Here is a 25,045-nt window from a genome sequence, read left to right on the forward strand (position 1 = left end):
TCTTAATGGCGCGCCGCGCGGCTAGTTACGATGAAGCTAATAACCCGTGCGTGTTGACTATAGCCTCTGATCTCGGCCGTGACATTTTTTGTACTTTTTGCCGCTTCCGCAGGAGCATCGCTCGTTTGGACGCTGCTTTGGCGGAGTCGGCTCCACTGAATGAAGCGCCATTTTAAATGCGATGATACTTTGTTGTGGCTTGATGATGGGTATCACGGGCGTGAGCTGTCCGCCTGTATTGCAAACGAATTCGCATCGAGAAGCTTGTTTTTCGTCAGCCATTATCAAACCGTAAAGGACGTTGGCCCCAATCGTGTTTTTAGACCTAGGATCGTGGGCGGCCGCATCAAGAATCTCGGTGGCCTTGGCGACAACGGCATGCAACGGCTTTTCGTCGCGCATTAGGAGTCTCAGCGCGTCAACATCTCCGATCTGCACTGAATTGATATTGCCGGATGCCATTGCGATCGGGGCGTCGACCGTTGGCCTGATCATTCTACGCCAGAACGTGTCGCGCAATCTTTCTCCGGTACCGTCAAGGTTCTCGAAGTTCGAGAGCGTTCCGATAAGCGGCTGGCCGCCTTCAAATCCCACAAAATAGACCGTCAACCGGCGGTGGGCAGGTCGAAGTGCGAGGATCGCTGGTGACGACTGAAATATCTGCGTAAGTCGGGCGCCTATTACCTGGAGCGCGTGCTCAGCGGTCACGTCAGGTTGCAGATATTCGTTGATAGCGCTCGCCAGAAAATGATCTGTTCGAAATTGATGATCGAGCGTGTAAGTTAGCCCGGTATAGGCAAAGAGAAGGCGAACATTCGCCAACTCTAGCTGGGCAATCTTGGCGTGATCGTCTTCAAGTATCCCGTCGTCACCGCTGATGCGGCAGTCGGCAAACATCATTCCGTAACGAGCATTCGACGCGATTAAGAGTAAGGTCATTTGCAAACCGCCTTGTCGCTCAGTCCGGGCAAGCACTCCGATTTAGAAAGCGCGACCTGATCAATTTTTCGCCTTCAGCCCGATCTCGACAAGTTGCCTGACGGCGGTCGCGAGCTTGGGACTGTCTGGCCGGTGTTTCGCCCAGGCTCGGACTTCGGCCTGCAGCTCTTCTGGCATGCGAACGCCGACCATTGGCGCGGTCCCGGTAGCCGGGCGGCCTCGTGCTATTTTACGATTATCTTTTATTGACTTTGCCATGAATAAAAGATAATCGTAAAAGCAAGCCGGGGCAAGGCGGCAACCTCGCTCCCGGCTCTGACCCACAACTTGGAGCTTGATCCATGTCACAGGCTAAGACCACAAATACCACATCGAGACGGCGGTTTCTCGCCGGGGCGGCCGTCGCCGCTATTGTCCCCACCACCGCAGTCGCCGCAGCACAGGGCGCCGATCCCATCTTCGCCCTGATTAAGGCTCACCGCGAGGCGGCAAAGGTCTCGCGAGAGGCCGCGGAGGAGCAATGTCGCCGGGAGCAGATCCTGATCGACGAAGGCATCGGCCTTAGCCCCTTTGTCGTGATCATGTGGGACGGCCGCCCGGTCACCGTCCACACCCACGCTCAAATCGACAAAAACACCGGCGCCACGGATCGGCAGCGCGCAGAGGCGCACGCCGATCTGGATACGGCCTTGAGCCGGTATGCGGAGGTCTTCGGTGAGGCCGAGAATGTCGCTGATGCCGCGTATAAGGCCGATTGCGAGGCGCTCGATCGCCTGCTTTCGACCGTCCCAACGTCGACCGCCGGGCTGTATGCGTTGCTTTCCTACCTGGTGGAGGAGATCGACGGAATTGAGTTCCAGCTGAGAGACGAGTGCAGGATTGAAACGCTTCTCGCCACGATCCAGGGCGCGCTGGCGGTGGGAGGACAGACATGAGGACCGCAACCCGCCGGTGCGCGCCGCAGCTCGCCACCACGATCAGGAAGGTCGAACCGATGGGCCACGGCATGGTCCGGATGTACTTCGCGGTCGAGAACGGGGCCGCATGGGAGGACCGGGCAGTGCTAGAAATGCCCTGCGCTTCGGTCGCCGGAAACTTCGCCTTCGCGGTCGACGCGGTGCTTGCTATCGAGCAGGCGGAAGGCAATGACCTCGACCACATTCCCCTTGCGGCCATCCCGCACCGCGGGACGGTGAACTGATCGGGGGCAGGGACGTGCTTTTGATGATGCCCGGGCTAAGTCCCGGGCATTTTCATTTTGGGCCCAAGCTTGGACCCAAACAAAGGCGAACAGGGCGGTACAGGGCAGTATGACGGGAGGTAAGGCAGGCACCTAAGCGACTGAAATCACGAACCCGATGGTATGTGAAGTGATAGACCGAAACACGCCCATGCGTATTTCAAGACCGGTGCCTTAAACCACTCGGCCACCCTTCCAGGCCTTGTAATCGTTGAGGTTTCTAGCTGGCAGGTGAGAACAAAGCTAGGACTTTGCTACCGTCTTGCTACCCAACGTCGTCGGCGCGCTTGTTTATGGCCGCGCGCAGTACCCCGTCAACCGCCGGGGCAGCTTCATCCTGCATATTCGGCATCAGGTGGCTGAGATCCATCGTGATCGCGACGGACGAATGTCCGAGCCGTTTCTGCACCACCTTGGGGTGGATGTTGGATGCCAGCATGTGGCTGGCGTGTCTGTGCCGTAGGCTATGCAGGGTGACGTCCCATCCCCTCAGGAAGTCGGACACGACGTGCGTCAGGCTTTGCGGCTGGAGCCGGCTGTCGTCCGCTGGGTGACGACGTGAAGCTCGGCGGTCCAACTCAAAGGCGAAGCAATTCCTCAGCCTGGGCCGCGCGCCAACGGCGCAGGACTTCGACCGCCATGGTCTGCTCTGTGCTGGAAGGCATCAGCAAGCCGGAGCCTCGCCGGGTACCCTTTCGAGGGAGTCGCCAACGGCGGCTTGTTAGGGAATGGATTTCCGCCCCGCAGGGCCTATTGGCTTGGGGCCGGCTAGGGGTGGAGGGCTCATGGACGGAAAGGGGATTTGATCCGCTCCATTGATTGATTTCTCTAGTCGTTTCTCGAAACGAATCTCATCGTTCGATGATGGGCATATCTTCTCCCAGCCTACACCATAGGCTGTGCCTAGAAATTCGATCTGATCTGCCTCGAAAGTCTGAATGATTCGCTGTCTGCTGCAGGCTGGGACGACTGCGCTTTTTGTGCTGTTGCCGTCGGGTCGCTTTAGCGAATATTGCATCGTTACCGGTGCGCCACAGCGATTGACGACAGTCCAAGTCTGCAAAGAGCCGTCCTTCGTTTTGATGGGGCCGGTGAAACAGTTTTGGGCATTGGCATTCGCGGCAAGTACGCAAGGCATGAGCGAAACTGCGACCGCCCAGACAAGTTTCATGTGCTCTGGTTGCCCATGGAGCGCATCGCGTTGTCTGTCATTTGCTTCTGATAGGCCGCGCGCACGCTGAAACGGGCGGCAATGATCAGCGCGATCGGAATGCCCACAATTACGAGAAAAGTCACGGTGCCGATGGTTGCCATCGTAGTCTTGCTCCCGGTGATCTTCTTCCGAGATTCTGAGTCAACCGCAGGCTGCTATCAAGGACAAAGTTTCCCGTCAGTCATTGTCTTTGGGACTGTGATCGCATCAGCTTGAACAGCTCGATGACATCGGCAAGCCGGAGCGTCGTGCCTTTAGGCATATATTGCAGGAGGATGCCCGGGTATTAGCCGCTAACTCGTCACGCTTCATCGGTCGCGCCCGGCGTGGAACGCCCGCATATCGGCGGCAAATTGCCGAGCGCTTTCGGACGGGTCTCGAGAGGCCTTCGTTTGAGCACGGCTCGAAGATAAGCGTTCCGCGCTTTGCGAAATGGCGACGATGGCCGTAGAAACACGGGACTTTCGGGTGAGGAGAATAGGCTAAAATGCAGCTTTGGTGAGATCGCCAATCGATATGCGATGAGCGCCACGAGGAGTTTTTACGTGCAAGTCATACGGATTGGATTTTTATCGCTGCTGGCCTTGGGAGCGTTGACCCTGGAAGGTCACGCGCAAACTGTGGTCGCAGCATTGGAGTGCGATTTTCCGCGAGCTTCAACGGGTGATTGGAACATGGCCGCATCGACCCTCCAGTACTATATCGATACAGCAGGAGGTTGGAGAGTGAACGAAGATTCCTTCTCCTTCGATGGTCCGACAAAAATTACTATCGGTGGAAAGGATAGCGCAGCTTCGCTTTCGATCATTATTTCCCGACAGTCAGGCAAAGCTACCAAAACGCTGAGGTCGGAAGGGAAATCCCTCACAGTCAGCGGGGAATGCAAAAAAATGGAATCGTCCGGACGCAAATTTTAGGCGTGCCCGTCGGCTCAAATGCTCGGGGCTGACGAGCAGCAGGCCAGGCCGCGGCCGAAGATGCATTTAACGACGCCGTGGATCAGCTGCGATCAATCGCTCGAATGATCGCAATGCGCCCCAATACTGCCGAGGGAATGCGAGCCATCGCCTCAACGGTCCTTCATTTCGAATGGAATGGAACGTCGAGTACGCCGAGGCGCTATCGAAGGCGCGGCGGGCCTACTCGACAAGCCACTTCCAGATCGTCTGCCCGACTGGGCCACGGCCTGAATCTGAATTAGCGAAATCGGCCCGCCGGGCGCGAACCGGCGTCGGCGGTCCTGGTCTCGGCATCAAGTGTCCGTGAAATGTGAGGCCGTTCACACTCGATAATCGCGAGCTGGCCTAACGCACGGGCGGGTGGCAGCTCGGTGTCGGAGAATTGTGATGCCGTATTTCAGCAGCCAAAGCTTGTCGTCAGCAGCCGCGGCTTCAGTTCCCAGTATTGTCATCGTGGGAGCGGTTGCCTTTGCGGCTGTTGGTTATGTGGAGTGGTCATCGGGCGTTAATCTGACCCAGTTCATGGGCCGGACTGCCCCGGATGCCTCGACGCCGGTTCTACCGCTGAAGGGGCGAACAGGCTGCGAGCAGGGCAATAAGCCGCTGCCGGCGCTTTCTCTACCGCTCGAATGACGCCAGCCTAAAGCGACAGTGCCCAATCTCCGAAGGAGACTAAGCCGCCGGGACCGAAATGGTTTGTCCCGGCGGCGCCCTGTCATTCCCAGCGCTTGGGCCCTGAAATTCCCAATGCCAATTCCTTAGCAGGTACACGGAGTGTCGGCTGTTGCCTAACTCACATAAGGTCAAAAAGAGGAGCCGACGGCTCAGGGCCGGCGCGCCAGCTCCTCCGAAACGTGACCGTGCTGCGTCCCCAACGGTCCCGTCCCTCAGAGAAGCCTGCGCCAATGGGGTTGTTGATTTGCTAACGAACCCCAATTTCCGGATGCGCCCTGTGGGGTACCCCGTGAGATCTCGGCAAGTGCGCTGCGACGTCGAGTACAATTCAGGCTGCCGCGGATGTACCGGCGCGATCTGCTGAACCTGAGGCGGCCTGCTCACTGGCGCCCGCGCCCCCGGCAGATGGAATGACGGCCTCAGCAACCCCACGCTGAGGCCGTTTTCGGTTGCCGCCCGCCGCTCAAAATTGGAACCGCAATTGGCACCCAACTCAACGGGACGGGCAGGGATGAGGATTAGCAAGGGCCCATGCTCGCAACGCCGTTGACCGCGAGGGCCTACATTGGCCATCATGACGCCCATGAAGCGTGTCCTCTTTCTCTGCACCGGCAACTACTATCGCAGTCGATACGCCGAGGAACTGTTCAATCATCTTGCAAGAGCCGAACAACTGGCGTGGCGCGCATCTTCCAGAGGCGCGGCCGAGCGGGGATCGCCCGACAATGTCGGGCCCATGTCAGTCTTCACCGACGATCGTCTTCGCGCGAGCGGCATCGTGCCGGAAGGCGCAGCGCGCTTTCCGCAGCCCTGTTCATTGGCCGACTTCGACGACGCCGACCTCGTGATCGCGCTCAAGGAGGCCGAGCACCGTCCGCTGATCGAGCGCCGGTTCCCGGAGGTCGCCGACAGGGTGACTTACTGGCACGTGGACGATATCGACTTTGCTCATCCGTCAGTCGCGTTGGCCATGATCGACGATCACATCCGCGCACTGGTTTCAGCGCTCAGGTCATCGGTTCGCGCTTCAGAAAGATCTCCAGCGCAAACGTAGCCGGGCGCGCGAGCATGTCGCTGATGCGTTCGAGGTCGTCGATGGCGACGATCTCGAGGCGGCCTTCGGTCACCGTCAATTGGTCGATGGGCACGTCGCGCGCGAGGAACACCTCGCCGCGAAGCGTGCCGTTTGGCGTTGCATGATCGGGACCGGAATAGCGGCCGATCAACTCGAAACGCTCGGGCGGCAAGTAGTAGCCGATCTCCTCGTGGATCTCGCGCACCACACATTCGAGGAAGGTCTCGGCGCCTTCCCGCCGTCCGCCAAACAGGCTGATCTTTCCGCGATCGGTAACATGCGGGAGGTCGTCGCGCCGTTGCATCAGCAGCCGGCCATCTGTGCTGACGAGAAGGGCGGACGTTCCCTCCCTGACACTGCCGGTCATCCGTACATCCTCTTCTGGAAAAGCCGAGGATGCGTCACGAGTGGGACGGGGAGAAGACGGCGCGTCTGCCGCAACCCGATTGGCGGGGAATGAGTAGGGGTAACCGATGCATGTCGCACGGGTCTCGGTGGCGCCCGAGATCTCAAAAACGTTCAGCCGAAAGCGAACGCCAGCAGGCTCGAGCACAGCAGCACGAGGCTTGCTGCGGTCAGGGTCAGAAATCCGTCGGAGACCAAATCGTGATTACGCATGACACACCTACCTTCAATCGATGCTCATCCGAATTGATTAAAGCTTTCCGAACATTCACTCCTGGAAAGAGGTGACGCGTCTTTCCGCCTTCAACGGACTGTCAGGCCCGGTACCGATAGCCTTCCACGGCGTGCGCCAAGAAGATCGCCGCACTCACCAGGCCCATCACCGCTGTAACCGTCTCGATCATCGCAAACTTCCTTTGCGCCCCACGCGGACGAGAAAACGATTGCAGCCTTGCACAGTCAAAAAGATTCAATTGTTGGAATCCAAGATGCCCCCAGACTGATGATTTGCTGCAACAGTGTGTCTGATCGCGGGACAGGCGAGGGGAGTTGGCGGGGGCGAAGGTCAGTAGAACGACGGAGGCGGCGCAACAGACCATTCACCAAGACGCCACCGCCAGCCGGCTCTCCCCATTTCCGCCGTGTTCCGGTTGCGATATCGTCACGCTCTGGTGCGGAGGTGGGCCGCACAGCGACGGCAAGGGACTTCGACGTCTCGGAGTAGGCGCAGGTCCGGCAGAATGGTACTTGGGGCAGATGGGGATTAGACGGCCAGATTCGATGATCCGGACGGCGCGCGGCGCCGTTGCGGTGGCGACCTGCCTCGTCCTCGCCAATTGTGCCTCCTCGAACAAGTTCGCCAGCCGGGTCGACCCCAAATACGGGGTGTCGTCGAGCCCGCGCGTGGTGGCGCTGGGTGATCCCGTGCCGAAAGGCGGCGGCACCTATCGCATCGGCAAGCCGTATGTCGTCGCCGGCCGCACCTATGTGCCGGAGGAGAATGAGAACTACCGCGCCGAGGGCATGGCGTCCTGGTACGGCGACGACTTCCATGGCCGCCTGACCGCCAATGGCGAGGTGTTCGACATGGGCTCGCTCACGGCCGCCCATCCGACCTTGCCGATGCCGAGCTACGCCCGCGTCACCAATCTGAGCAATGGCAGGTCGCTCGTCGTTCGGGTCAATGACCGCGGCCCGTACCACGGCAATCGCCTCATAGACGTCTCGAACAAAGCCGCAGAACTGCTTGAATTCAAAGGCAATGGCGTGGCTCGCGTCCGCGTCGAATATGTCGGGCGGGCGCCGCTCGAAGGGTCCGACGACCGCCAGCTGATGGCGACCTTGCGCACCGGTACTCCCGCGCCGTCCCCGTCGATGGTCCGGGTCGCCTCCGCACGGCCGTTCGTGCCGGAGATGTCGTCCTCCTCGGGGGGCCGGGTCCGTGGCGACGTTCCGTTGCCTGAGGGGCGGCCCTACAGCCTCGGCAACACCCAGGCCGACTACGCCTCGGTGAGCGCGACCTCGGAAATGTCGGCATCGAGCCGGTCGCACCGCCGCGCCACGAACAATCCGCGCGAAGTCTCCTATGAGGGTGACGCGCGCTACGCCGCAAGCCCGAGCCCGGCGGCCGGCTATGTCCCGATCGACGCGCGCGGACCGGCCGAAGTCCTGAGCGGGCGCGGCCTCTACTGAGCCATGCGCTTACAGATCAGGCTGTTGGCCTGATCATTTAAGAAACGCGATCAGCGCCGCGTTGACCTCGTCAGGGCGCTCCTGCTGGATCCAGTGGCCGGCGCCCTCGATGATCAGCTTCTGCTTGAGGTTCGGCAGCACGCGCTCCATGTCCGCGACCCGCTTGGCGCCGATCAACCCGGTGATCACCGAATCATTCGAGCCGGCGATGAACAGCGACGGCTGATGGATCTGCGCGTCCTGCCAGGGCGCGGTCAGCTCCCAGTTGCGGTCGAGATTGCGGTACCAGTTGAGGCCGCCGCGAAAGCCGGAGTGCCGATAGCCTTCGGCGAATTCGGCAATGTCGGCCTCGGTCAGCCAGGCCGGCAACGGCATTCCGGCCGGCAGCTTGCCGAGGAAGCCCTTGGCCTCGTCGACGAACATCGAGCTTGGATCGGAGACGCCACGCCCGAGCACCAGCCGCATGGTGTGGGCGATGTCGCGCTCGAACTCGGCCTCGGCCACGCCAGGCGGCTGGAAGTACTGCCAATAGAAATTGGTGATGCCGCTGTCGCGCAGGGTCTCGAGCGGGCGACCACGGCCGCGGAACGGCGGCGGCACGCTGAGGCCGGCGACCTTCGTGAAGATGTCGGGACGGAACAGGGCCGCGTGCCAGGCCACCGGCGCGCCCCAGTCATGGCCGACGACCATCGCGCGTGTCTCGCCGAGCGCAGCAACCAGCGCCACCATGTCTCCGACCGTATCGAAGATCGTGTAGGCGCCGACCTCGGCCGGCGCGCCGGTGCGGCCGAAGCCGCGCATGTCAGGCGCGACGACCCGAAAGCCTGCCGCGGCCAGCGCTGTGATCTGGTGCCGCCATGAATAGGACAGTTCCGGCCAGCCATGACAGAGCACGACCAGCGGGCCTTGCCCGGCCTCGCGCACGAACATGTCGATGCCGTTGGCGGAGATGGTGCGGGAGGATGACATTCGCGTTTCCGCCTTGTTTGCCGGTTCTGCTGACGTTAGCTGGTTCCAAGGATACGGACGTTCAACGCAACCGGCAATCCGGCCGGCCGTGCACAAGCGCAGAAACCTCAGTTGTTTGCGATACTTCCAGCTGTTAGAACGCAGTCTTTCAGGACATCGCCGATGGCAGCCCAGACCGCAGTTCCCCGCACGTTGTCAGCTCGCGCCGGGCGTTGCTGGCGCGGCCTGGTCGCGGCCGCGGTCGCGCTGGCGATCGGTTGCGGCGGAATGGTCTATGCCGCCAACAACAGCGTCCAGGGCGCCAAGAAGGAAGAGGGCGGGTTCGACGGCGATGCGCCGACCGCGATCCTGGTCGAGGCCAGTAGCGGCAGCGTGCTGTTCGAGAAGAACGCCGACGAATTGCGCGCGCCCTCCAGCATGATGAAGCTGATGACGGCCGAGGTGGTGTTCAACGCCATCAAGAAGGGCGACATCAAGCTCACGGACGAGTACCGGATCAGCGAGAACGCCTGGCGACGGGGCGGGGCGCCGTCCGGCACCTCGACGATGTTCGCGGCGATCAACAGCAAGGTCTCGGTCGACGATCTCCTGCACGGCGCGATCATCCCGAGCGGCAACGACGCCTGCATCGCGCTCGCCGAAGGCATTGCCGGCAACGAGCATAGCTTTGCGACCGACGTCATGACCAAGCGCGCCCGCGAGCTCGGCATGACCAAGTCGACCTTCGGCAATTCCAACGGGCTGCCCGACCCGGCCAACAAGATGACGGTCCGGGAGCTCGCAACGCTGGCGCGCCACATCATCCTGACCTACCCGGACAGGTACAAGCTGTTCGGCGAGAAGGAATTCACCTGGAACAAGATCCGCCAGCAGAACCGTAATCCGCTGCTGAACGCATTGCCCGGTGCCGACGGCCTGAAGACCGGCTACACCAAGGAAGGCGGCTACGGCATGGTCGGCTCGGCGGTGCAGAACGACACGCGGCTGATCGTCGTGGTCAATGGCCTCGAGGATTCCGAGGACCGCGCGACCGAAGCCAAGAAGATGCTGGAATGGGGGTTCCGCAGCTTCGAGACCCGGATCCTGATCGCGGCCAATCAGCCGGTCGGCTATGCCCGGGTGTTCGGCGGCGAGAGCCGCTCGGTCAAGCTCGTCAGCCCCGATCCGATCAAGGTGATGGTGTCGAAGAACGGCAACGACAAGCTGCTCGCGCGCATCATCTATAGCGGCCCGGTCAAGGCGCCGATCACCGCCGGCCAGAAGATCGGGGTGGTGCGGGTGTGGCGCGGCGCCAATGTCGCGATGGAGGCTCCGGTCTTCGCAGCGGACGCCGTCGGCACCGGATCGACGATGCGCCGTGCGCTCGACGGCGCCCAGGAGCTGGTCATCGGCATGTTCCGCGCAGGGGTCGAGAAGCTCTGACATGGCGGAAGCAGCAGTCCAACGGCCGAGCTTGCGCGGTCGCTTCATCACCTTTGAGGGCGGCGAGGGGTCGGGCAAATCGACCCAGATCCGCAAGCTCGCCGAACGGCTCGATGCCGCCAAGCTGCGCGCGATCGTGACCCGCGAGCCCGGCGGCTCACCAGGGGCGGAGATCATCCGTCACCTCGTGCTGTCGGGGATGGGCAAGCTGCTCGGGCCGGAGGCCGAGACACTGTTGTTTGCCGCCGCGCGCGACGACCATGTCCGCACCGTGATCCTGCCGGCGCTCAACCAGGGCATCTGGGTGCTGTGCGATCGCTTCTTCGATTCCACGCGTGCCTATCAGGGCCAGCTCGGGCAGGTGTCGCCCGAACTCGTCAACGCCATGCAGCGCGTGACCATCGGTGATCTCAAGCCCGATCTGACCTTCATCCTCGATGTGCCGGTCGAGGTCGGACTGCAACGCGCCGCCGCGCGACGCGGCGACGCCACCGCCGATCGCTTCGAAGCCGAAGGCATCAAGTTCCATCAGGATTTGCGTGACGCGTACCGCCGGATCGCGGCCGAGGATCCGGAGCGCTGCGTGCTGATCGACGCCACAGCCGATCCGGACACGGTCACGGCCAGGATATGGGCCGCGCTGCGCGAACATCTGCGCGCAGCGCTCACGGCGGACAATCCTGCATGAGCGCGCGCAAGGTCGAACAGGAGAGCGCCGCCCGCCATCCGCGCGAAACGCCGGATTTGTTCGGGCATCGCGAGGCGGAGACCGCCTTGCTTGATGCCTATCGCAGCGGGCGAATTCCGCACGCCTGGCTGATCGGCGGGTCGCAGGGCATCGGCAAGGCGACGCTGGCCTACCGCATGGCGCGGTTCGTGCTGGCGTTTCGCAATCCGAAATCGTCCCAGGTGCAGCAGGCGCCGACGCTGCGGGTCGATCCGGCCGACCCCGTAGCGCGGCAGGTCGCGGCAGGCGCTCATGGCGGGCTGCTGGTGCTGGAGCGCGGCCTCAACGATCGCGGCGTGATGCGGACCGTCATCACCGTCGACGAGACGCGCGAGACCATCTCGTTCTTCGGCTCGACGGCTGCGGTCGACGGCTGGCGCGTCTGCATTGTCGATACCGTCGACGAGCTCAATCCCAACGCCGCGAACGCACTGCTGAAAATCCTCGAGGAGCCGCCACAGCAGTCGCTCTTCCTCCTGGTCAGCCACGCACCGTCACGGGTGCTGCCGACCATTCTGTCCCGCTGCCGCAAATTGCTGCTGCGGCCGCTGGAGGCGGACGATGTGGTGGGCGCGGCCGCGGCCGCAACCGATATCGAGGCCGACGATCCGGCGCTGGCGGAAGCCGCCGCAGCATCCGAAGGCAGCGTCGGGCGGGCGCTGTCGCTGCTCGGCGGCGATGCGCTGAAACTGCAGCAACGCACGGCCGCGCTGCTCGCGACGCTTCCGAGCGTCGATCCGCGTGAGCTGCATGCGCTGGGCGAAGCGCTCGGCACCAGCGACCGCGTCGCGCTCGCCGCTTTTATCGACGGCATCGATCGCTGGATGAGCGAGCGCATGCGCACGGGCGACGCCAATGCCAATCTGCCGCGCCTTGCACGGCTGGCGGAGGTATGGGAAAAGATCGTCCGCGCCGCGCGCGATACCGAAGCCTACAATCTGGAGCGCAAGCCGCTGGTTTTCTCGGTGTTTTCGATGCTCGCGGATGCGACCCGATAGACACCGCGTCCTAAACGCATCTGCTGAAAACACATCCGTCTGACGACACTCCCGACAATCTCGTTTCGATCTGCAAAGGATTCCGTGGTGGCGACCGCTAAGAAGAAATCGTCGAAAAAAGCCAAGAAGACGAAAAAGGCATCGCCCGCTCGCGCGACCAGCAAAGCCACGGCGAAATCGCGCGCGGCCAAGAAGGCCGGGCGCGTCGCCAGGAAAGCGAAGAAGGCCGCCAAGTCCAAATCCAAGACCGGAGCCAAGGGCGCCAGGAAATCGGCGGCGAAGAAGGTCGTCAAAAAGGCCGTCAAGAAGACTGTGAAGAAGACGGCCAAGAGCACGGCCAAGAAGGCTGCTGCGAAGGCCGCCAAAACTCCGCCGAAGAAAGCAGCCGCAGCAGCCGTCGCACCGGCGGCAAAGAAGCCCGCTCTGTCGGTGGCTCCCGTTACCGAGAAGGCGCCGAGACCGGCAAAGGTTCGCGCGCCGAAGCAGCCCAAACCCGCAGCGGCGGCTCCCGCGGCCGCTTCCGCTCCGGTGCCCGCCGCGGACCGCGGCAACGTCTTCTACATCACGACCGCGATCGCTTATCCGAACGGTCAGCCGCATATCGGCCACGCCTATGAGGCGATCGCCACCGATGCGCTGGCGCGCTTCCAGCGGCTCGACGGCAAGGACGTGTTCTTCCTCACCGGCACCGACGAGCACGGACAGAAGATGATCCAGACCGCGGCCGGCGAGGGCATGACGCCGTACGATCTCGCGACCCGCAACGCGGCGCGGTTCAAGGAGATGGACGAGCGTCTCAACGTTTCGTTCGACCGCTTCATCCGCACCTCGGAGCCTGCGCATCACGAGTCGGTGCAGGCGATCTGGCGCGGTATGCAGGAGAATGGCGACATCTATATCGACACCTATGCCGGCTGGTACTCGGTGCGCGACGAGGCCTATTACGCCGAGGAGGAGACCGTCGTCGGCGAGGACAATGTTCGCCGCGGCCCGCAGGGCACGCCGGTCGAATGGGTCGAGGAGAAGAGCTATTTCTTCAAGCTGTCGGCCTACCAGGACAAGCTGTTGCACCTTTATGAGAGCCAGCCCGATTTCATCGGCCCGGATTCGCGCCGCAACGAGGTGATGAGTTTCGTGCGCGGCGGGCTCAAGGATCTCTCGATCTCGCGCACCACGTTCGACTGGGGCGTCAAGGTTCCGGACGATCCCGAGCACGTGATGTATGTCTGGGTCGATGCGCTGACCAACTACATCACCGGCGTCGGCTATCCCGATGAGAACGACAAGCATTGGCGCTACTGGCCGGCCGACGTGCATATCATCGGCAAGGACATCATCCGCTTCCACGCCGTGTACTGGCCGGCCTTCCTGATGTCGGCAGGCATTCCCGTGCAGAAGCGGGTCTATGCACACGGCTTCCTGTTCAACAGGGGCGAGAAGATGTCGAAGTCGGTCGGCAACGTGGTCGACCCCTTCAATCTCGCCGAGCAGTACGGCGTCGACCAGATGCGCTACTTCTTTCTGCGCGAAGTGCCGTTCGGCCAGGACGGCAACTACAACCACGAGGCCATCGTCGCGCGTATCAACGCCGACCTCGCCAATGATTTCGGCAATCTGGCGCAGCGTTCATTGTCGATGATCGCCAAACAACTCGGCGGCGTGCTGCCGGAGCCCGGCGAATTCAGCGACAACGACAAGGCGATTCTGGCGCAGGCCGACGCCATGCTGGAGACGTCGCGGACCGCGATGGCGACGCAACAGATCCATCAATGGCTCAACACGGTCTGGGCTGTGGTCGCCGAGGCCAACCGCTATTTTGCCGGCGAGGCGCCGTGGGCACTGGCGAAGACTGATCCCGCGCGCCAGAAGACGGTGCTGTATGTCACCGCCGAAGTCGTGCGCCAGATCGCGATCATGGCGCAGGCCGTGATGCCGGAGTCCTGCGGCAAGATGCTCGACAGCCTCGGTATCGCTGCTGACGCCCGCAGCTTTGCCGCGGTCGCCGAACGGATCAAACCGGGTACGGTTTTGCCGGCGCCTGTCGGCGTGTTCCCGCGCTATGTGGAACCGAAGACCGAGTGAGCGGTTCGAAATTCATGCTGGTCGACAGTCATTGCCATCTCGATTTTCCTGATTTCGCCGACGATCTCGACGGGATACTCGGGCGCGCCGAAGCGGCCGGCATCGGCCGCATGGTCACGATCTCGACCCGGGTGAGGCGGCTCGGCGGCCTGCTTGCGATCACCGAGCGCTTCCCCGACGTCTACTGCTCGGTCGGCACTCATCCGCATCATGCCGATGAAGAGGATGGCATCCCGGCCAGCGAACTGATCGAGTTGACGAAGCATCCGAAGGTCGTGGCGCTCGGCGAGGCGGGGCTCGACTATTTCTACGAGCATGGGTCGCGCGAGGCGCAGGAGCGCGGCTTTCGCGCGCACATCGCGGCGGCGCGCGAAACCGGCCTGCCGCTCGTCATTCACACCCGGGAGGCCGATGAGGATTGCGGCCGCATCCTGGAGGACGAGGTCGCGAAGGGCCCGTTCAAGGCGGTCCTGCACTGCTACACCGGCGGGCGCGAGCTTGCGATGAAGGCGATCGCGCTTGGGCTGTCGATCTCGTTCACGGGCATCCTGACCTTCAAGAAGTCGGACGCGCTGCGCGCGCTGGCAGCCGAGCTGCCGGCCGACCGCATCATGGTCGAGACCGACGCGCCGTATCTTGCGCCCGGCAAATTCCGCGGCAAGCGCAACGAGCCGTCCTATGTCGTCGAGGTCGCCAAGGTGCTCGCGGAAACCCGCGGCGTCTCCCTGGAGGAGATCTCGCGGCAGACCACCGAAAACTTCTTCCGGCTGTTCTCCAAGGTGCCGGCGCCGAAGGTTGCTGCATGACGCTGACACTGACCATTCTGGGCTGCGGCTCGTCCGCCGGCGTGCCGCGCCCGGCACTCGGCTGGGGCGCCTGCGATCCCGGCAATCCCAAGAACCGCCGCCGCCGCTGCTCGATCATGGCCGAGCGCACCATGGAGCACGGCACCACGCGGGTCGTGATCGACACTTCGCCCGATCTGCGCGAGCAGCTGATCGACAGCAATGTCGAGCACATCGACGCGGTGTTCCTGACGCATGAGCATGCCGATCAGACCCACGGCATCGACGATTTGCGCTCGGTCGTACTGCATCAGCGCCGCCGCATCCCGGTCTACTTCAACCAGTCGACCGCCAAGGACATGATGGCGCGGTTCTCCTATTGCTTCATCTCGCCGGAAGGCAGCGACTATCCGCCGATCCTGACGCGGCATTCGATCGAGGCCGGCGAGAGCCATACGGTCCAGGGGAAGGGCGGTCCGCTGAAGCTCGCGGCCTTCCTGGTGCATCATGGCAAAATCCCGGCGCTCGGCTACCGCATTGGCGGTGCCGCCTACACGCCCGATCTGCACGACATCCCCCAGGAGAGCTGGCCGGCGCTCGAAGGTCTCGATCTCTGGATCGTCGACGGCTTGCGCTATGCGCAGCATCCCAGCCATTTCAGCGTTGCCGACGCGCTGTCGTGGATCGAGCGCTTCAAGCCGAAGCGCGCCGTCATCACCAACATGCATTCCGACCTCGACTACGAGGTGCTGCGGCAGAGCCTGCCGGCCGACGTCATCCCGGCCCATGACGGCATGCGGCTGACGCTCGACCGGGCAGGCTGAAGGCTCAGGCCGAGATCGCCTTGGCCGATCCGACCTGGTTGCGCAGCAGGAATTTCTGGATCTTGCCGGTCGAGGTCTTCGGGATCACGCCGAACACCACGGATTTCGGCGTCTTGAACCCCGACATGTGCTCGCGGCAATAGGCGATGATCTCGGCCTCGGTTGCCTTGGCGCCGTCCTTCAGCTCGATGAAGGCGCAGGGCACTTCACCCCATTTCGGGTCGGGCTTGGCCACGACCGCCGCGAACAGCACGGCCGGGTGCTTGTAGAGGATGTCCTCGACCTCGACGGAGGAGACGTTCTCGCCGCCGGAGATGATGATGTCCTTGGAGCGGTCCTTGATGATGACGTAGCCGTGCTCGTCGAGCACGCCGAGATCGCCGGTGTGAAACCAGCCGCCGGCAAAGGCTTCCTGCGTCGCCGTCACGTTCTTCAGATAGCCCTTCATCACGATGTTGCCGCGGAACATGACCTCGCCGATGGTCTCGCCGTCGCGCGGCACCTCGCGCATGGTCTCGGGATCGAGCACCGTGACGCCTTCCTGCAGCGGATAGGACACGCCCTGACGCCGCTTCAGCTGTGCGCGCGCATCAGCCGACAGTTCGTCCCAACCTGGCTGCTCGGCACAGACCGAGGCGGGGCCATAGACCTCGGTCAGCCCGTAGACGTGGGTCAGCTTGATGCCGATGCGTTCGCCACCCTCGAGCACCGCAACCGGCGGCGCCGCGCCGGCGATCAGGCCGACGACGGGCTTTGCCTTGCCGCCCTTTGGCGCATCGGGCGCGTTGATCAGCGTGTTGTAGACGATCGGCGCGCCGCACATGTGGGTGACGCCGTGCCTCGGGATCAGTTCGAAGATCTTGGCCGGGTCGACCTTGCGCAGGCAGACATTGACGCCGGCGGCCGCCGCGATGGTCCAGGGGAAGCACCAGCCGTTGCAATGAAACATCGGCAGCGTCCAGAGATAGACCGGATGCTGGCCGAGATTGCCGGCGAGGATGTTGCTGACCGCGTTGAGATAGGCGCCGCGGTGATGGGTCACGACGCCCTTGGGATTGCCCGTCGTGCCCGACGTATAGCTCAGCGCGATCGCGTCCCATTCGTCGGCCGGCGGCCGTTCCACGAAGCCGGGATCGCCCGCCGCGACCGCCGCCTCATACTCGATCTCGCCGATCCGCTTGCCGCCACTGAAGGCCGCGTCATCGACGTCGATCACGAATGGCTTTGCGCCCTTCATCAGCGTCAGGGCCTCCGCGATCACGCCGGAGAATTCGGGATCGACCAGAATGATCTTCGCGCCGCCATGCTCGAGCTGGAACGCGATCGACGCCGCGTCGAGGCGGATGTTGAGCGCGTTGAGCACCGCGCCGGTCATCGGCACGGCGAAGTGCAATTCGTTCATCGCCGGAATGTTCGGCAGCATCGCCGCGACCGTGTCGCCATGGCCGATGCCATGGCCCGCGAGATAGGAGGCAAAGCGCCTGCAGCGCTCGTAGGTCTCCTTCCAGGTGAAACTGCGGCCCTCATAGACCGCGCTGAGATGGTCGGGATAGACGGCGGCCGAGCGCGCCAGGAAGCTCAGCGGCGAGAGCGGCACGTAGTTGGCCGGCGTCTTGTCCAACCCGATCGAGTACTGGTTCTGAGCTGCACTCATGGCTCTATCCCATCCGCAAGGTGCTTTACAGGAAGCCGATCGATATCCAGGGGAAGATGGCGACGATGATCAGGCCGATCAACAGCGCCAGCATGTAACCCCAGATCGGCCGGATACCCTCGGCCGGATCGACGCGCCCGATGGCGCAGGCGGCATAATAGCCGACCCCGAACGGCGGCGCGAATAGGCCGATGCCCATCGCCAGGATGATGATCATGGCGTAGTGCACCTCGTGAACGCCGACCTGGTGCGCGATCGGAAACAGCAGCGGCCCGAACAGCACGATGGCCGGGATGCCCTCGAGCACGCTGCCGAGGATCACGAAGGCCAGGATCGAGACCGCAATGAAGGTCGCCGACCCGCCGGGCAGCCCGGTCATCGCCGCCGCCAGCGCCCGCGAGAAGCCGGACTGGGTCAGGCCCCAGGCCATGCCGGTCGCGGTACCGATGATGAACAGGATCGCCCCCGACAGGCATGCCGTGTCGATCAGCATCGGCAACAGACGTCGCCAGTTGAACTGGCGGTAGATCAGGAGGCCGATGACGAAGGCGTAGACGATGCCGATGGTCGAGACTTCGGTGGCGGTGGCGATGCCTTCGACCACGGCGTAGCGGATCACGAAGGGCAGGGCCAATGCGGGCAGGGCGAACACGAACGCCTTGCCGATCTCGCTGCCGGTGGCGCGCTGGACGTGGCTGCGGTCTTCGCCGCGGTAGCGCCACCACACCAGCCCCGACAGCGTGATCGCCAGCACCACACCCGGCAGCAGGCCGCCGGTGAACAGCGCCGAGATCGAGACGCCGGTCACCGAGCCGATCGTGATCAGCACGAGGCTCGGCGGAATGGTTTCGGTCTGCGCGCCGGTGGCGGCGAGCAGGGCGACCAGATCGCCCGGCTTGGCACCGCGCTGCTTCATTTCCGGGAACAGCACAGGCGCGACCGCGGCCATGTCGGCGGCCTTCGATCCGGAGATGCCGGAGACCAGATACATGGCGCCGACCAGCACGTAATGCAGGCCGCCGCGGACATGGCCGAGCAGGCTCGCCAGGAACGCCACCATGGCCCGCGCCATGCCGGTCATCTCGATCAGGAGGCCGAGGAAGACGAACAGCGGCACTGACAGCAGGATCAGATGGCTCATGCCCTCGTCCATCCGGCCGACCAGCACCATCAGCGGCGTTCGCGTGGTCAGCGCCAGGTAGCCGAAGATCGCCATGCCGAAGGCAAAGCCGATCGGCACGCCGGCAAACACGCAGAAGCCGACCACGCCGACGAAGAAGATGATCAGGTTGAGATTGCCGAGCGGCCGCAGCATCGGCTGTGCCAGCCAGAACGCGCCGATTAGCGCCGCCACGGTCAGCGCGGCCAGCAGGAAGGTCCTGAAATCGCCGACCCGGGCCAGCCGCAGCAGCGCGAACAGCGCCATCAGGCAGGTGCCGACCGGCAGCGCCGCCGCGCGCCAGGTGTTGGATATCTGCAGCGCCGGCGTGGTGATGAAGCTTTCCTCGTAGGCATATTCATAGGCCGGCCGCACGATCAGGATCAGGAACGCCAGCGCGGCGCAGGTCGCGATCACATCGAGATAGGCCCAGAGCCGCGGTCCCGCACTTGCGACCAGCGCCGTCATCCGCATGTGCTCGCCACGGCGAAACGCCACCGCCGAGCCGAGCATCGCGAGCCACAGGAACAGGATCGACGCCAGTTCGTCGGACCAGATCAGCGGCGCATGGAGCACGTAGCGCGACACCACGCCGGCGAACAGGATCACGACCTCGGCGACGACAAGGATCGCCGCCGGGAGTTCGACCAGCATCCCGAGCGCCGCGTCGATGGAACCGAGGACGGAGCGGCGGCGAGGGGGCTGCGACGCCGCCTCGCCGGCCACGGCCGGCGTCATCTCGACATGAGCCATGGCAAGCCTCCTGCTTGATCGATCAGGACAGTTTGCCGACGGACTTCTCGAGCAGATCCCAGGCCTTCTCGCCGTATTTGCCCTTCCACTCGGCGTAGAAGCCGGCGGCGCGGAGCTTGTCGCGGAACGGCCCGACCTCGGGCTGGTTGAACACGAGCCCCTTGCCCGTGAGCTCCTGCTTCACGGTGGCGTTCAGCTTCTCGGTATCCTCACGCTCCTTGACGGCCGCCGCGTTGACGTTCTTGGCGACGATGGTCTTGATGTCGTCCGGCAGCGCCGCCCAGGCCCGGCGGTTCATCAGGAACCAGAAGCCGTCCCACATGTGGTTGGTCATCGAGCAGTATTTCTGCACCTCGTAGAGTTTCGCCGCCGAGATCAGCGCCAGCGGGTTTTCCTGGCCTTCGACGATCTTGGTCTGCAGCGCCGAATAGACCTCGCTGAAATTGATCGAGGCGGGCGATGCATCGAACGCCTTGAACATCGAGGTCCACAGCGGTGACACCGGCACGCGAATCTTGAAGCCCTTGAGATCGTCGGGACCGGTGATCGGCTTGGTCGAGGACGTGGTCTGGCGGAAGCCGTTGTCCCAGATCTTCTCCATGACCTCGAGGCCGGCCTTGTTGATCTCGCCGCGCACATAGGCGCCGAGCTCGCCGTCCATGGCCTTCCAGACCGTGGGATAGTCCGGGAATGCGAAGCCGATGCCGTTGATCGAGGCGGCCGGCACCAGGGTTGCCAGGATCAGGCCGGACAGCGTGAAGAACTCGACGCCGCCAGAGCGCACCTGGCTCAGCATGTCGGTATCGGAACCGAGCTGGCTGTTCGGGAACACCTGCAGGTCAAAACGGCCGTTGGTCTCGGTCTTGATCGCCGCGGCCATCTCCCGGGCGCGCGCCACGAACGGATGCGACTCCGGCAGATTGTTGGCGAACTTGTAAGAGAATTCGGCCGACTGGGCGCGCGCGACATAGGGCGCGCCGATCCCGCCGAGGACGGCGGAAGCGGCGGAAACCTTCAGCAGCGTGCGTCGTGAAAAGCTCATTGGTTGCTCCCTCAAGAGGCTTGTTGTTGTTCTGAGATGCCATCCTATACGGACCTGATGCCGCGGGGTCACCAGCGATCTCTGCACAGCTGGGGCTTATTGCAGCGTCCGTACGCGGCGGCAATATCGGCTTTCAGACGAGATGCGCGCGCGTGGATCGCTGCGGCGTCAGCACGGGCCCGACGAACGGCTTGGACACACCATCACGCGCGCCAACTTGCGGACCAGTGCGAAGATTTCCCACTAAATATCTGATCTAATTGTAGATATAAATATTCCATAATATACCTTATGCGAAATACGGATGCGGGCGTGGCCACGATTGCCGACAGCTATCCCATAGCTCCGCTCACCTTCGCCGCAACGCCGAGAATCAGGAACCATGCACCGTCTGGCAGATCGACGGCCCAGTCCTACCTTCCAGCGGTGAGCGATGAGCCGTATCGGCCCCAGGCACGCGCTCCGGGCTCGCAAGATTGGCGCGCGCACTCGGCTTGCTCAGTGCCCGCGATGGCCATCAGCCGGTCGCAGCCGGACCACAAGCCGCGATCGTGCCGCGTCCAGGCGCGCGCAAATGCCGACCGCGGAGACCGCGACGAGACCGCGCCATTGAAGACCTGGCTCTCGGCGGGGTCCCGACGGTCTGGAATGCCGCGGACTACGAGACCTTGTGCGGTCCGGTTATGGCTACCGATCGCCAGCGTCAGCTCAGCCTCAGGAAGCAGGTATTGCCACCCCTGCTCCGACCGCCCTGATACCGGTACCTCGTTTCGGCCCGTTGTCGCTTCAGTCGTCGAGGGTCCACATCCGGAGGATATCGGCCGTGGATGCCACCTCGATCTGGATGCTGAAGCGTTCGGCATAGAGCTGCAGCAGCGCGTCATGGCTTTGATCGGAAGAGCTGCACAGCGCATCCTCGGCCACGATCACCCGGTAGCCGATATCGATCGCGGCCAGCACGGTGGCGAGCACGCACACGTCGGTCTCGCCGCCCGACACGATCACCGTATCGATCCCATGCGCATCCAGATGAGCTTGCAGGCGCCCGTTGCCGAACGCGTTATAGATCGGCCGGTCGACGATGGCGGCCGGCGGCACACAGGCGGCGAGCGCCGGCACGAGCTCGATCAACTCCGGATCGAGCCGCTCGCGGGTCACGCATTCCCATTTCTCGTAATAAGCCCGCCAAATCCCTCGCGCGTCGTGCTTCGAGCGCGGCGGAATGAAGCGGGTAAACACGGTACGTTCAGGCGCATGCTGCGCCAGCTTGATGATGCGCGGCAGCACGCGATCCATCCAGGGCGTCGCCCAGGGCGCCCCGGGTTCGAACAGCCGCTGCATGTCGATGCAAAGGTGCGCCGCGCGCGGACCCGGCGGGCTCAGAAGCTGTCCCATCGCTCACTCCTGCGCGCGCCGACCGGATGCCGTCACACGCAGGGTCAGCCGCCCAGGCCGCGAAAGGCCCCGCCGAAGCGGGGCCCGGAACGCGGTCCCGTTCACCATACTGCTCCTTGACCTTACCCTTGACCTGCTTCCAGTTGCCTTCGACACGATTCCAATCCATCGCGGTTCTCCCTTGAACGATGAGACCGACCAACGGGCCGGCCGAGGCTTCGTTCCGAAGCCGCGTTGCGGCAAGACTTCGCAATCAAGACTTCGCAATCCAGACTTCGCAATCCGACCAAGCTCCATCGTGACGCGCTCGAATGTGCGACGGCCGACGAGGCGCTTTGCCACGCATCGATCAAGGATAGGAACTTGCTTTCCGCATTCGTGTTGGCACTCCGGACTGTTCACCCAACTCACGGAGCGACCAATGCCGGACAAGGATCTCAGCGCCCTCTTCCTCGATACCCTCAAGGACATTTATTACGCGGAAAAGCAGATACTGAAGGCGTTGCCGCGGATGGCCAAGGCCGCCGAGTCCGACGATCTGCGTGCGGCGTTCGAGAAGCATCATGACGAGACCGAAGGACAGATCGAGCGGCTCGAACAGATCTTCGACCTGATGGGCAAGCCGGCGCGCGGCAAGAAGTGCGACGCCATCGAGGGGATCATCGACGAGGGTAAGGAGATCATGGAGGAGTATGCCGACACGCCGGCGCTCGACGCGGGCCTGCTCTCGGCAGCCCAGGCGGTCGAGCATTACGAGATCGCCCGCTACGGCACCTTGAAGGCTTGGGCCAACCGGCTCAGCATGAAGGATGCGGTCAAGCTCATCGACCAGACCCTGGCCGAGGAAAAGAAGACGGATGAAGCGCTCACCAAGCTCGCCGTCAGCGGCATCAACGCCGAAGCCGCCTGACCAGACGCGCGATGAAGCGACGTCCGCTTTGTACACACGCTCGCATTTGCTGGTAGATTGGACGCCGATTCAGCATCCGGGAGCCCGATGGCCCGACGCACCGGCAGCGCCGATCTTCCGCTCCATGGTGGCCGCGTGCCGCCATGGCTGGCGGCGCGCATGGCGACGCTGGGTGGCATCATCACCCAGGCCATCGTCCACCATTACGGCCGCGATGCCTTTTTGCAGCGACTGTCGCATCCGTTCTGGTTCCAGTCGTTCGGTGCCGTGATGGGTATGGACTGGCACTCGTCCGGTATCACCACCAGCGTCATCGGCGCGTTGAAGCGAGGTCTGGCGCCGCTGCAAGGCGAACTCGGAATCCACGTCTGCGGCGGCCGCGGCAAGCATTCGCGCCGCACGCCCGATGAACTGTCCGCCCTCGGCGACCGCGTCGGATTCGATGGTGCCGCCCTGACCCGCGCGAGCCGGCTGGTGGCCAAGGTCGACAGCGCCGCGGTGCAGGATGGATTCGAGCTCTACCTGCACGGCTTCTTCGTCACCGACGACGGCAAATGGACCGTCGTCCAGCAAGGCATGAACGGCGACAAGCGGCAGGCCCGCCGCTATCACTGGCACTCCGAAGGCCTGCGTAGCTTCGTCGACGAGCCGCACAGCGCGATCGACGGCCCGACGCAGGGCGAGATCGTCAATCTCACCGATCACCGCGCCGAAAGCTCCCGCCAGGCGCAGCTCGATCTGCTCGCTGCGCTGGGGCCGGACGGCATCACGCGCGAATATGCCGAGCTGACGCAGAGCGCGACCGCGCAACCGGATCTCCTCCACCTGATCATGCCCGCGCATCACGACGTGCGCTCGAGCGACGTGTTCGTCCGCCGCCTGCACGGCACCCTGGCCGCGGCTGCCGATTGCGGGCCGCTGGATTTTCCCGAACTGCTGCTGACGCCCGGCGTCGGCGCCCGCACGGTGCAGTCGCTCGCGATGGTCGCCGAGGTCGTTCACGGGACGCCCTACCGCTTCCGCGACCCGGCGCGCTTCTCGCTCGCCCATGGCGGCAAGGACCGTCATCCCTTCCCGGTGCCGATCAAGGTCTATGACGAGACCATCCGCGTGCTGAAGTCGGCCGTGCAGCAGGCAAAGCTCGGCCGCGACGAGGAGATGCAGGCCTTGAAGCGGCTCGACGATCAGGCCCGCAGATTGGAACGAACCGCCACCGGCCCCTCCTTCGAGGCGTTTGTCGCGAACGAGCGCGCCCGTTCGCCCGCGCTCGACGGCCGCTCGGTGTTCGGCTGGGAAGCGGACCTTGCCGAGCGCAACGGCATCAGCAAGCCCTAGGCGAAGGCTTGATCCACCGCTTGGACCATCGCATGGCGCGCGTATTGATTGGCACCTCCGGCTGGCACTATTCGTCCTGGCGCGGTCCGTTCTTTCCCAGGGGCTTGCCGCTCAAGCGGCAACTCGACTACTACGCGACGCAGTTTCCGACGACTGAGCTGAACGGCGTCTTCTACCGCACGCCGACCGAACAAGCGGTGACAGGCTGGCGCGATGCGACCGATGCGGATTTCGTCTTCGCCTGGAAGGCGTCGAAATTCATCACGCACTGGAAGCGCCTCTCCGCGAACTCGGTCAACAGTCTCCAGTTGCTGGAAGAGCGTCTGTCGTTGCTGCGCAACAAGGCCGGCCCGGTCCTGTTTCAGCTGCCGCCGAACTTCACGATCGATGCCGATCGGCTAGCCTCGTTCCTGAAGCTGTTGAAGCGGCGGCGGCGCTATGCGTTCGAATTCCGCCACCCCAGCTGGTACGCGCCGCATATCCTGAAACTGCTGGCGGATCGCAATATCGCGCTCTGCATTTCCGATCACCACGACGCGCCGGCGCCGTGGAAACGGACCGCGGATTTCGTCTATGTCCGCGGCCATGGCCCGGGCGGCCGATATCGCGGGCACTACAAGCCGGCCGAGCTTTCCGACTGGGCCAAACGCATCCGCGGCTGGAAGCGGCAGGGATGCGACATCTATGTCTATTTCGACAACGACCAGAAGAGCGCAGCGCCGGCGGATGCCAAACGGCTTTGCGCGCTGCTCGGCTCCGCCGTTCCGCGGCAGCCTTCGCAATAGGAACGAA

Annotated in this window: 25 protein-coding genes and 1 pseudogene; 15 read left to right on the forward strand and 11 right to left on the reverse strand. The window is 63.5% G+C overall.

Going from position 1 to position 25,045, the window contains the following annotated elements; genetic code table 11:
• Positions 1 to 57 precede the first annotated feature (57 nt).
• Positions 58 to 939 (reverse strand): SEC-C domain-containing protein, encoded by an 882-nt coding sequence (locus I6F38_RS24665; protein ID WP_225162148.1) that lies wholly within the window; start codon positions 937 to 939, stop codon positions 58 to 60.
• A gap of 60 nt (positions 940 to 999) precedes the next feature.
• Complete coding sequence (locus I6F38_RS44060; RefSeq protein WP_276573511.1) at positions 1,000 to 1,131, reverse strand: hypothetical protein; 132 nt, start codon at positions 1,129 to 1,131, stop codon at positions 1,000 to 1,002.
• A 149-nt stretch (positions 1,132 to 1,280) separates the two neighbouring features.
• On the opposite strand from I6F38_RS44060, the gene I6F38_RS24670 reads away from it, so the two are divergent.
• Positions 1,281 to 1,874 carry a hypothetical protein gene (locus I6F38_RS24670; RefSeq protein ID WP_225162149.1) on the forward strand — a complete coding sequence of 198 codons (594 nt, stop codon included), beginning with the start codon at positions 1,281 to 1,283 and terminating at the stop codon, positions 1,872 to 1,874.
• The gene (locus tag I6F38_RS24675) at positions 1,871 to 2,140 is read left to right on the forward strand and encodes a hypothetical protein (protein ID WP_225162150.1); all 270 of its coding nucleotides are present in this window, start codon (positions 1,871 to 1,873) and stop codon (positions 2,138 to 2,140) included. The genes I6F38_RS24670 and I6F38_RS24675 overlap by 4 nt, the downstream gene beginning before the upstream one ends.
• 304 nt (positions 2,141 to 2,444) lie before the next feature.
• Here the strand turns inward: I6F38_RS24675 and I6F38_RS24680 are convergent, their stop codons facing one another.
• Together I6F38_RS24680 and I6F38_RS24685 are read right to left on the reverse strand one after the other, a co-directional pair.
• Positions 2,445 to 2,684 carry a tyrosine-type recombinase/integrase gene (locus I6F38_RS24680; protein ID WP_346657128.1) on the reverse strand — a complete coding sequence of 80 codons (240 nt, stop codon included), beginning with the start codon at positions 2,682 to 2,684 and terminating at the stop codon, positions 2,445 to 2,447.
• Between the two features lie 662 nt (positions 2,685 to 3,346).
• On the reverse strand, positions 3,347 to 3,493 hold the full coding sequence (locus I6F38_RS24685; RefSeq protein WP_225162152.1) for a hypothetical protein: 147 nt from the start codon (positions 3,491 to 3,493) through the stop codon (positions 3,347 to 3,349).
• Between the two features lie 444 nt (positions 3,494 to 3,937).
• Here I6F38_RS24685 and I6F38_RS24690 point away from each other — a divergent pair, with 444 nt between their 5' ends.
• The 3 genes from I6F38_RS24690 (at position 3,938) to I6F38_RS24700 (ending at position 6,080) form a co-directional block, all read left to right on the forward strand.
• Positions 3,938 to 4,309, forward strand: coding sequence for a hypothetical protein (locus I6F38_RS24690; protein WP_225162153.1), 372 nt, complete (start codon positions 3,938 to 3,940; stop codon positions 4,307 to 4,309).
• A 429-nt stretch (positions 4,310 to 4,738) separates the two neighbouring features.
• Positions 4,739 to 4,984 (forward strand): hypothetical protein, encoded by a 246-nt coding sequence (locus I6F38_RS24695; RefSeq protein ID WP_225162154.1) that lies wholly within the window; start codon positions 4,739 to 4,741, stop codon positions 4,982 to 4,984.
• A 616-nt stretch (positions 4,985 to 5,600) separates the two neighbouring features.
• On the forward strand, positions 5,601 to 6,080 hold the full coding sequence (locus I6F38_RS24700) for a low molecular weight phosphatase family protein (protein WP_225162189.1): 480 nt from the start codon (positions 5,601 to 5,603) through the stop codon (positions 6,078 to 6,080).
• On the opposite strand, the gene I6F38_RS43795 is transcribed toward I6F38_RS24700, so the two are convergent.
• Positions 6,034 to 6,654, reverse strand: a complete 621-nt coding sequence (locus I6F38_RS43795) for an NUDIX domain-containing protein (protein WP_225162155.1) — start codon at positions 6,652 to 6,654, stop codon at positions 6,034 to 6,036. The two genes, I6F38_RS24700 and I6F38_RS43795, sit on opposite strands and share 47 nt — an antisense overlap.
• Positions 6,655 to 7,286: 632 nt before the next feature.
• On the opposite strand from I6F38_RS43795, the gene I6F38_RS24710 reads away from it, so the two are divergent.
• A complete protein-coding gene (locus tag I6F38_RS24710; RefSeq protein WP_225162156.1) occupies positions 7,287 to 8,198 on the forward strand; it encodes a septal ring lytic transglycosylase RlpA family protein in 912 nt (303 codons plus the stop codon).
• A 33-nt stretch (positions 8,199 to 8,231) separates the two neighbouring features.
• On the opposite strand, the gene I6F38_RS24715 is transcribed toward I6F38_RS24710, so the two are convergent.
• A complete protein-coding gene (locus I6F38_RS24715; protein ID WP_225162157.1) occupies positions 8,232 to 9,167 on the reverse strand; it encodes an alpha/beta hydrolase in 936 nt (311 codons plus the stop codon).
• Positions 9,168 to 9,329: 162 nt separating this feature from the next.
• Between I6F38_RS24715 and I6F38_RS24720 the strand changes: the two genes are divergently transcribed.
• The 6 genes from I6F38_RS24720 to I6F38_RS24745 all read left to right on the forward strand — a co-directional run bounded on the left by I6F38_RS24720 (position 9,330) and on the right by I6F38_RS24745 (position 16,005).
• Positions 9,330 to 10,589: a D-alanyl-D-alanine carboxypeptidase family protein gene (locus tag I6F38_RS24720; RefSeq protein WP_225162158.1), complete on the forward strand. Its 1,260-nt coding sequence runs from the start codon at positions 9,330 to 9,332 to the stop codon at positions 10,587 to 10,589.
• 1 nt (position 10,590) lies between these two features.
• Positions 10,591 to 11,277 carry a dTMP kinase gene (gene tmk, locus I6F38_RS24725; RefSeq protein ID WP_028340651.1) on the forward strand — a complete coding sequence of 229 codons (687 nt, stop codon included), beginning with the start codon at positions 10,591 to 10,593 and terminating at the stop codon, positions 11,275 to 11,277.
• Entirely contained in the window at positions 11,274 to 12,314 is a 1,041-nt protein-coding gene (locus tag I6F38_RS24730) for a DNA polymerase III subunit delta' (RefSeq protein WP_225162159.1), read from the forward strand. Before tmk ends, I6F38_RS24730 begins: the two co-directional genes overlap by 4 nt.
• Before the next feature lie 87 nt (positions 12,315 to 12,401).
• Positions 12,402 to 14,396, forward strand: a complete 1,995-nt coding sequence (gene metG / locus I6F38_RS24735) for a methionine--tRNA ligase (protein ID WP_225162160.1) — start codon at positions 12,402 to 12,404, stop codon at positions 14,394 to 14,396.
• Positions 14,397 to 14,410: 14 nt separating this feature from the next.
• Positions 14,411 to 15,202: a TatD family hydrolase gene (locus I6F38_RS24740; protein WP_225162190.1), complete on the forward strand. Its 792-nt coding sequence runs from the start codon at positions 14,411 to 14,413 to the stop codon at positions 15,200 to 15,202.
• Positions 15,199 to 16,005 carry an MBL fold metallo-hydrolase gene (locus tag I6F38_RS24745; RefSeq protein WP_092084660.1) on the forward strand — a complete coding sequence of 269 codons (807 nt, stop codon included), beginning with the start codon at positions 15,199 to 15,201 and terminating at the stop codon, positions 16,003 to 16,005. Before I6F38_RS24740 ends, I6F38_RS24745 begins: the two co-directional genes overlap by 4 nt.
• Positions 16,006 to 16,009: 4 nt before the next feature.
• Here I6F38_RS24745 and I6F38_RS24750 read toward each other — a convergent pair whose 3' ends face one another.
• The 5 genes and pseudogenes from I6F38_RS24750 to I6F38_RS24770 all read right to left on the reverse strand — a co-directional run.
• The gene (locus I6F38_RS24750; RefSeq protein WP_225162161.1) at positions 16,010 to 17,659 is read right to left on the reverse strand and encodes an acyl-CoA synthetase; all 1,650 of its coding nucleotides are present in this window, start codon (positions 17,657 to 17,659) and stop codon (positions 16,010 to 16,012) included.
• A 25-nt stretch (positions 17,660 to 17,684) separates the two neighbouring features.
• The gene (locus I6F38_RS24755) at positions 17,685 to 19,571 is read right to left on the reverse strand and encodes a TRAP transporter large permease subunit (protein ID WP_225162162.1); all 1,887 of its coding nucleotides are present in this window, start codon (positions 19,569 to 19,571) and stop codon (positions 17,685 to 17,687) included.
• A 22-nt stretch (positions 19,572 to 19,593) separates the two neighbouring features.
• A complete protein-coding gene (locus tag I6F38_RS24760) occupies positions 19,594 to 20,613 on the reverse strand; it encodes a TRAP transporter substrate-binding protein (RefSeq protein ID WP_018271684.1) in 1,020 nt (339 codons plus the stop codon).
• 786 nt (positions 20,614 to 21,399) lie between these two features.
• On the reverse strand, positions 21,400 to 22,008 hold the full coding sequence (locus tag I6F38_RS24765) for a cysteine hydrolase (RefSeq protein ID WP_225162163.1): 609 nt from the start codon (positions 22,006 to 22,008) through the stop codon (positions 21,400 to 21,402).
• Between the two features lie 103 nt (positions 22,009 to 22,111).
• Positions 22,112 to 22,177: pseudogene (locus I6F38_RS24770) on the reverse strand (CsbD family protein); the annotation flags it as partial.
• A gap of 252 nt (positions 22,178 to 22,429) precedes the next feature.
• Here I6F38_RS24770 and I6F38_RS24775 point away from each other — a divergent pair.
• From I6F38_RS24775 to I6F38_RS24785, 3 genes are all read left to right on the forward strand, one after another.
• Positions 22,430 to 22,918 (forward strand): ferritin-like domain-containing protein, encoded by a 489-nt coding sequence (locus tag I6F38_RS24775; protein ID WP_028344048.1) that lies wholly within the window; start codon positions 22,430 to 22,432, stop codon positions 22,916 to 22,918.
• A gap of 87 nt (positions 22,919 to 23,005) precedes the next feature.
• A complete protein-coding gene (locus tag I6F38_RS24780; RefSeq protein ID WP_225162164.1) occupies positions 23,006 to 24,253 on the forward strand; it encodes a DUF763 domain-containing protein in 1,248 nt (415 codons plus the stop codon).
• 32 nt (positions 24,254 to 24,285) lie between these two features.
• Complete coding sequence (locus I6F38_RS24785; RefSeq protein WP_225162165.1) at positions 24,286 to 25,038, forward strand: DUF72 domain-containing protein; 753 nt, start codon at positions 24,286 to 24,288, stop codon at positions 25,036 to 25,038.
• Positions 25,039 to 25,045 lie beyond the last annotated feature (7 nt).

Origin of the sequence: Bradyrhizobium sp. BRP56 (assembly GCF_020194035.1) — a bacterium.
In the GTDB taxonomy this organism is placed as follows: domain Bacteria; phylum Pseudomonadota; class Alphaproteobacteria; order Rhizobiales; family Xanthobacteraceae; genus Bradyrhizobium; species Bradyrhizobium australafricanum.

What these genes read in the sequence shown, in the direction of transcription:
- I6F38_RS24730 (WP_225162159.1), top strand. Translation starts at nt 11,274, where the DNA reads ATGAGCGCGCGCAAGGTCGAACAGGAGAGCGCCGCCCGCCATCCGCGC.
- I6F38_RS24765 (WP_225162163.1), bottom strand. Translation starts at nt 22,008, where the DNA reads ATGGGACAGCTTCTGAGCCCGCCGGGTCCGCGCGCGGCGCACCTTTGC.
- I6F38_RS24740 (WP_225162190.1), top strand. Translation starts at nt 14,411, where the DNA reads ATGCTGGTCGACAGTCATTGCCATCTCGATTTTCCTGATTTCGCCGAC.
- I6F38_RS24755 (WP_225162162.1), bottom strand. Translation starts at nt 19,571, where the DNA reads ATGGCTCATGTCGAGATGACGCCGGCCGTGGCCGGCGAGGCGGCGTCG.
- I6F38_RS24760 (WP_018271684.1), bottom strand. Translation starts at nt 20,613, where the DNA reads ATGAGCTTTTCACGACGCACGCTGCTGAAGGTTTCCGCCGCTTCCGCC.
- I6F38_RS24715 (WP_225162157.1), bottom strand. Translation starts at nt 9,167, where the DNA reads ATGTCATCCTCCCGCACCATCTCCGCCAACGGCATCGACATGTTCGTG.
- I6F38_RS24750 (WP_225162161.1), bottom strand. Translation starts at nt 17,659, where the DNA reads ATGAGTGCAGCTCAGAACCAGTACTCGATCGGGTTGGACAAGACGCCG.
- I6F38_RS24685 (WP_225162152.1), bottom strand. Translation starts at nt 3,493, where the DNA reads ATGGCAACCATCGGCACCGTGACTTTTCTCGTAATTGTGGGCATTCCG.
- I6F38_RS24710 (WP_225162156.1), top strand. Translation starts at nt 7,287, where the DNA reads ATGATCCGGACGGCGCGCGGCGCCGTTGCGGTGGCGACCTGCCTCGTC.
- I6F38_RS24785 (WP_225162165.1), top strand. Translation starts at nt 24,286, where the DNA reads ATGGCGCGCGTATTGATTGGCACCTCCGGCTGGCACTATTCGTCCTGG.
- I6F38_RS24670 (WP_225162149.1), top strand. Translation starts at nt 1,281, where the DNA reads ATGTCACAGGCTAAGACCACAAATACCACATCGAGACGGCGGTTTCTC.
- I6F38_RS24665 (WP_225162148.1), bottom strand. Translation starts at nt 939, where the DNA reads ATGACCTTACTCTTAATCGCGTCGAATGCTCGTTACGGAATGATGTTT.
- I6F38_RS24695 (WP_225162154.1), top strand. Translation starts at nt 4,739, where the DNA reads ATGCCGTATTTCAGCAGCCAAAGCTTGTCGTCAGCAGCCGCGGCTTCA.
- I6F38_RS24780 (WP_225162164.1), top strand. Translation starts at nt 23,006, where the DNA reads ATGGCCCGACGCACCGGCAGCGCCGATCTTCCGCTCCATGGTGGCCGC.
- tmk (WP_028340651.1), top strand. Translation starts at nt 10,591, where the DNA reads ATGGCGGAAGCAGCAGTCCAACGGCCGAGCTTGCGCGGTCGCTTCATC.
- I6F38_RS24700 (WP_225162189.1), top strand. Translation starts at nt 5,601, where the DNA reads ATGACGCCCATGAAGCGTGTCCTCTTTCTCTGCACCGGCAACTACTAT.
- I6F38_RS24720 (WP_225162158.1), top strand. Translation starts at nt 9,330, where the DNA reads ATGGCAGCCCAGACCGCAGTTCCCCGCACGTTGTCAGCTCGCGCCGGG.
- I6F38_RS24775 (WP_028344048.1), top strand. Translation starts at nt 22,430, where the DNA reads ATGCCGGACAAGGATCTCAGCGCCCTCTTCCTCGATACCCTCAAGGAC.
- I6F38_RS44060 (WP_276573511.1), bottom strand. Translation starts at nt 1,131, where the DNA reads ATGGTCGGCGTTCGCATGCCAGAAGAGCTGCAGGCCGAAGTCCGAGCC.
- I6F38_RS24675 (WP_225162150.1), top strand. Translation starts at nt 1,871, where the DNA reads ATGAGGACCGCAACCCGCCGGTGCGCGCCGCAGCTCGCCACCACGATC.
- I6F38_RS24745 (WP_092084660.1), top strand. Translation starts at nt 15,199, where the DNA reads ATGACGCTGACACTGACCATTCTGGGCTGCGGCTCGTCCGCCGGCGTG.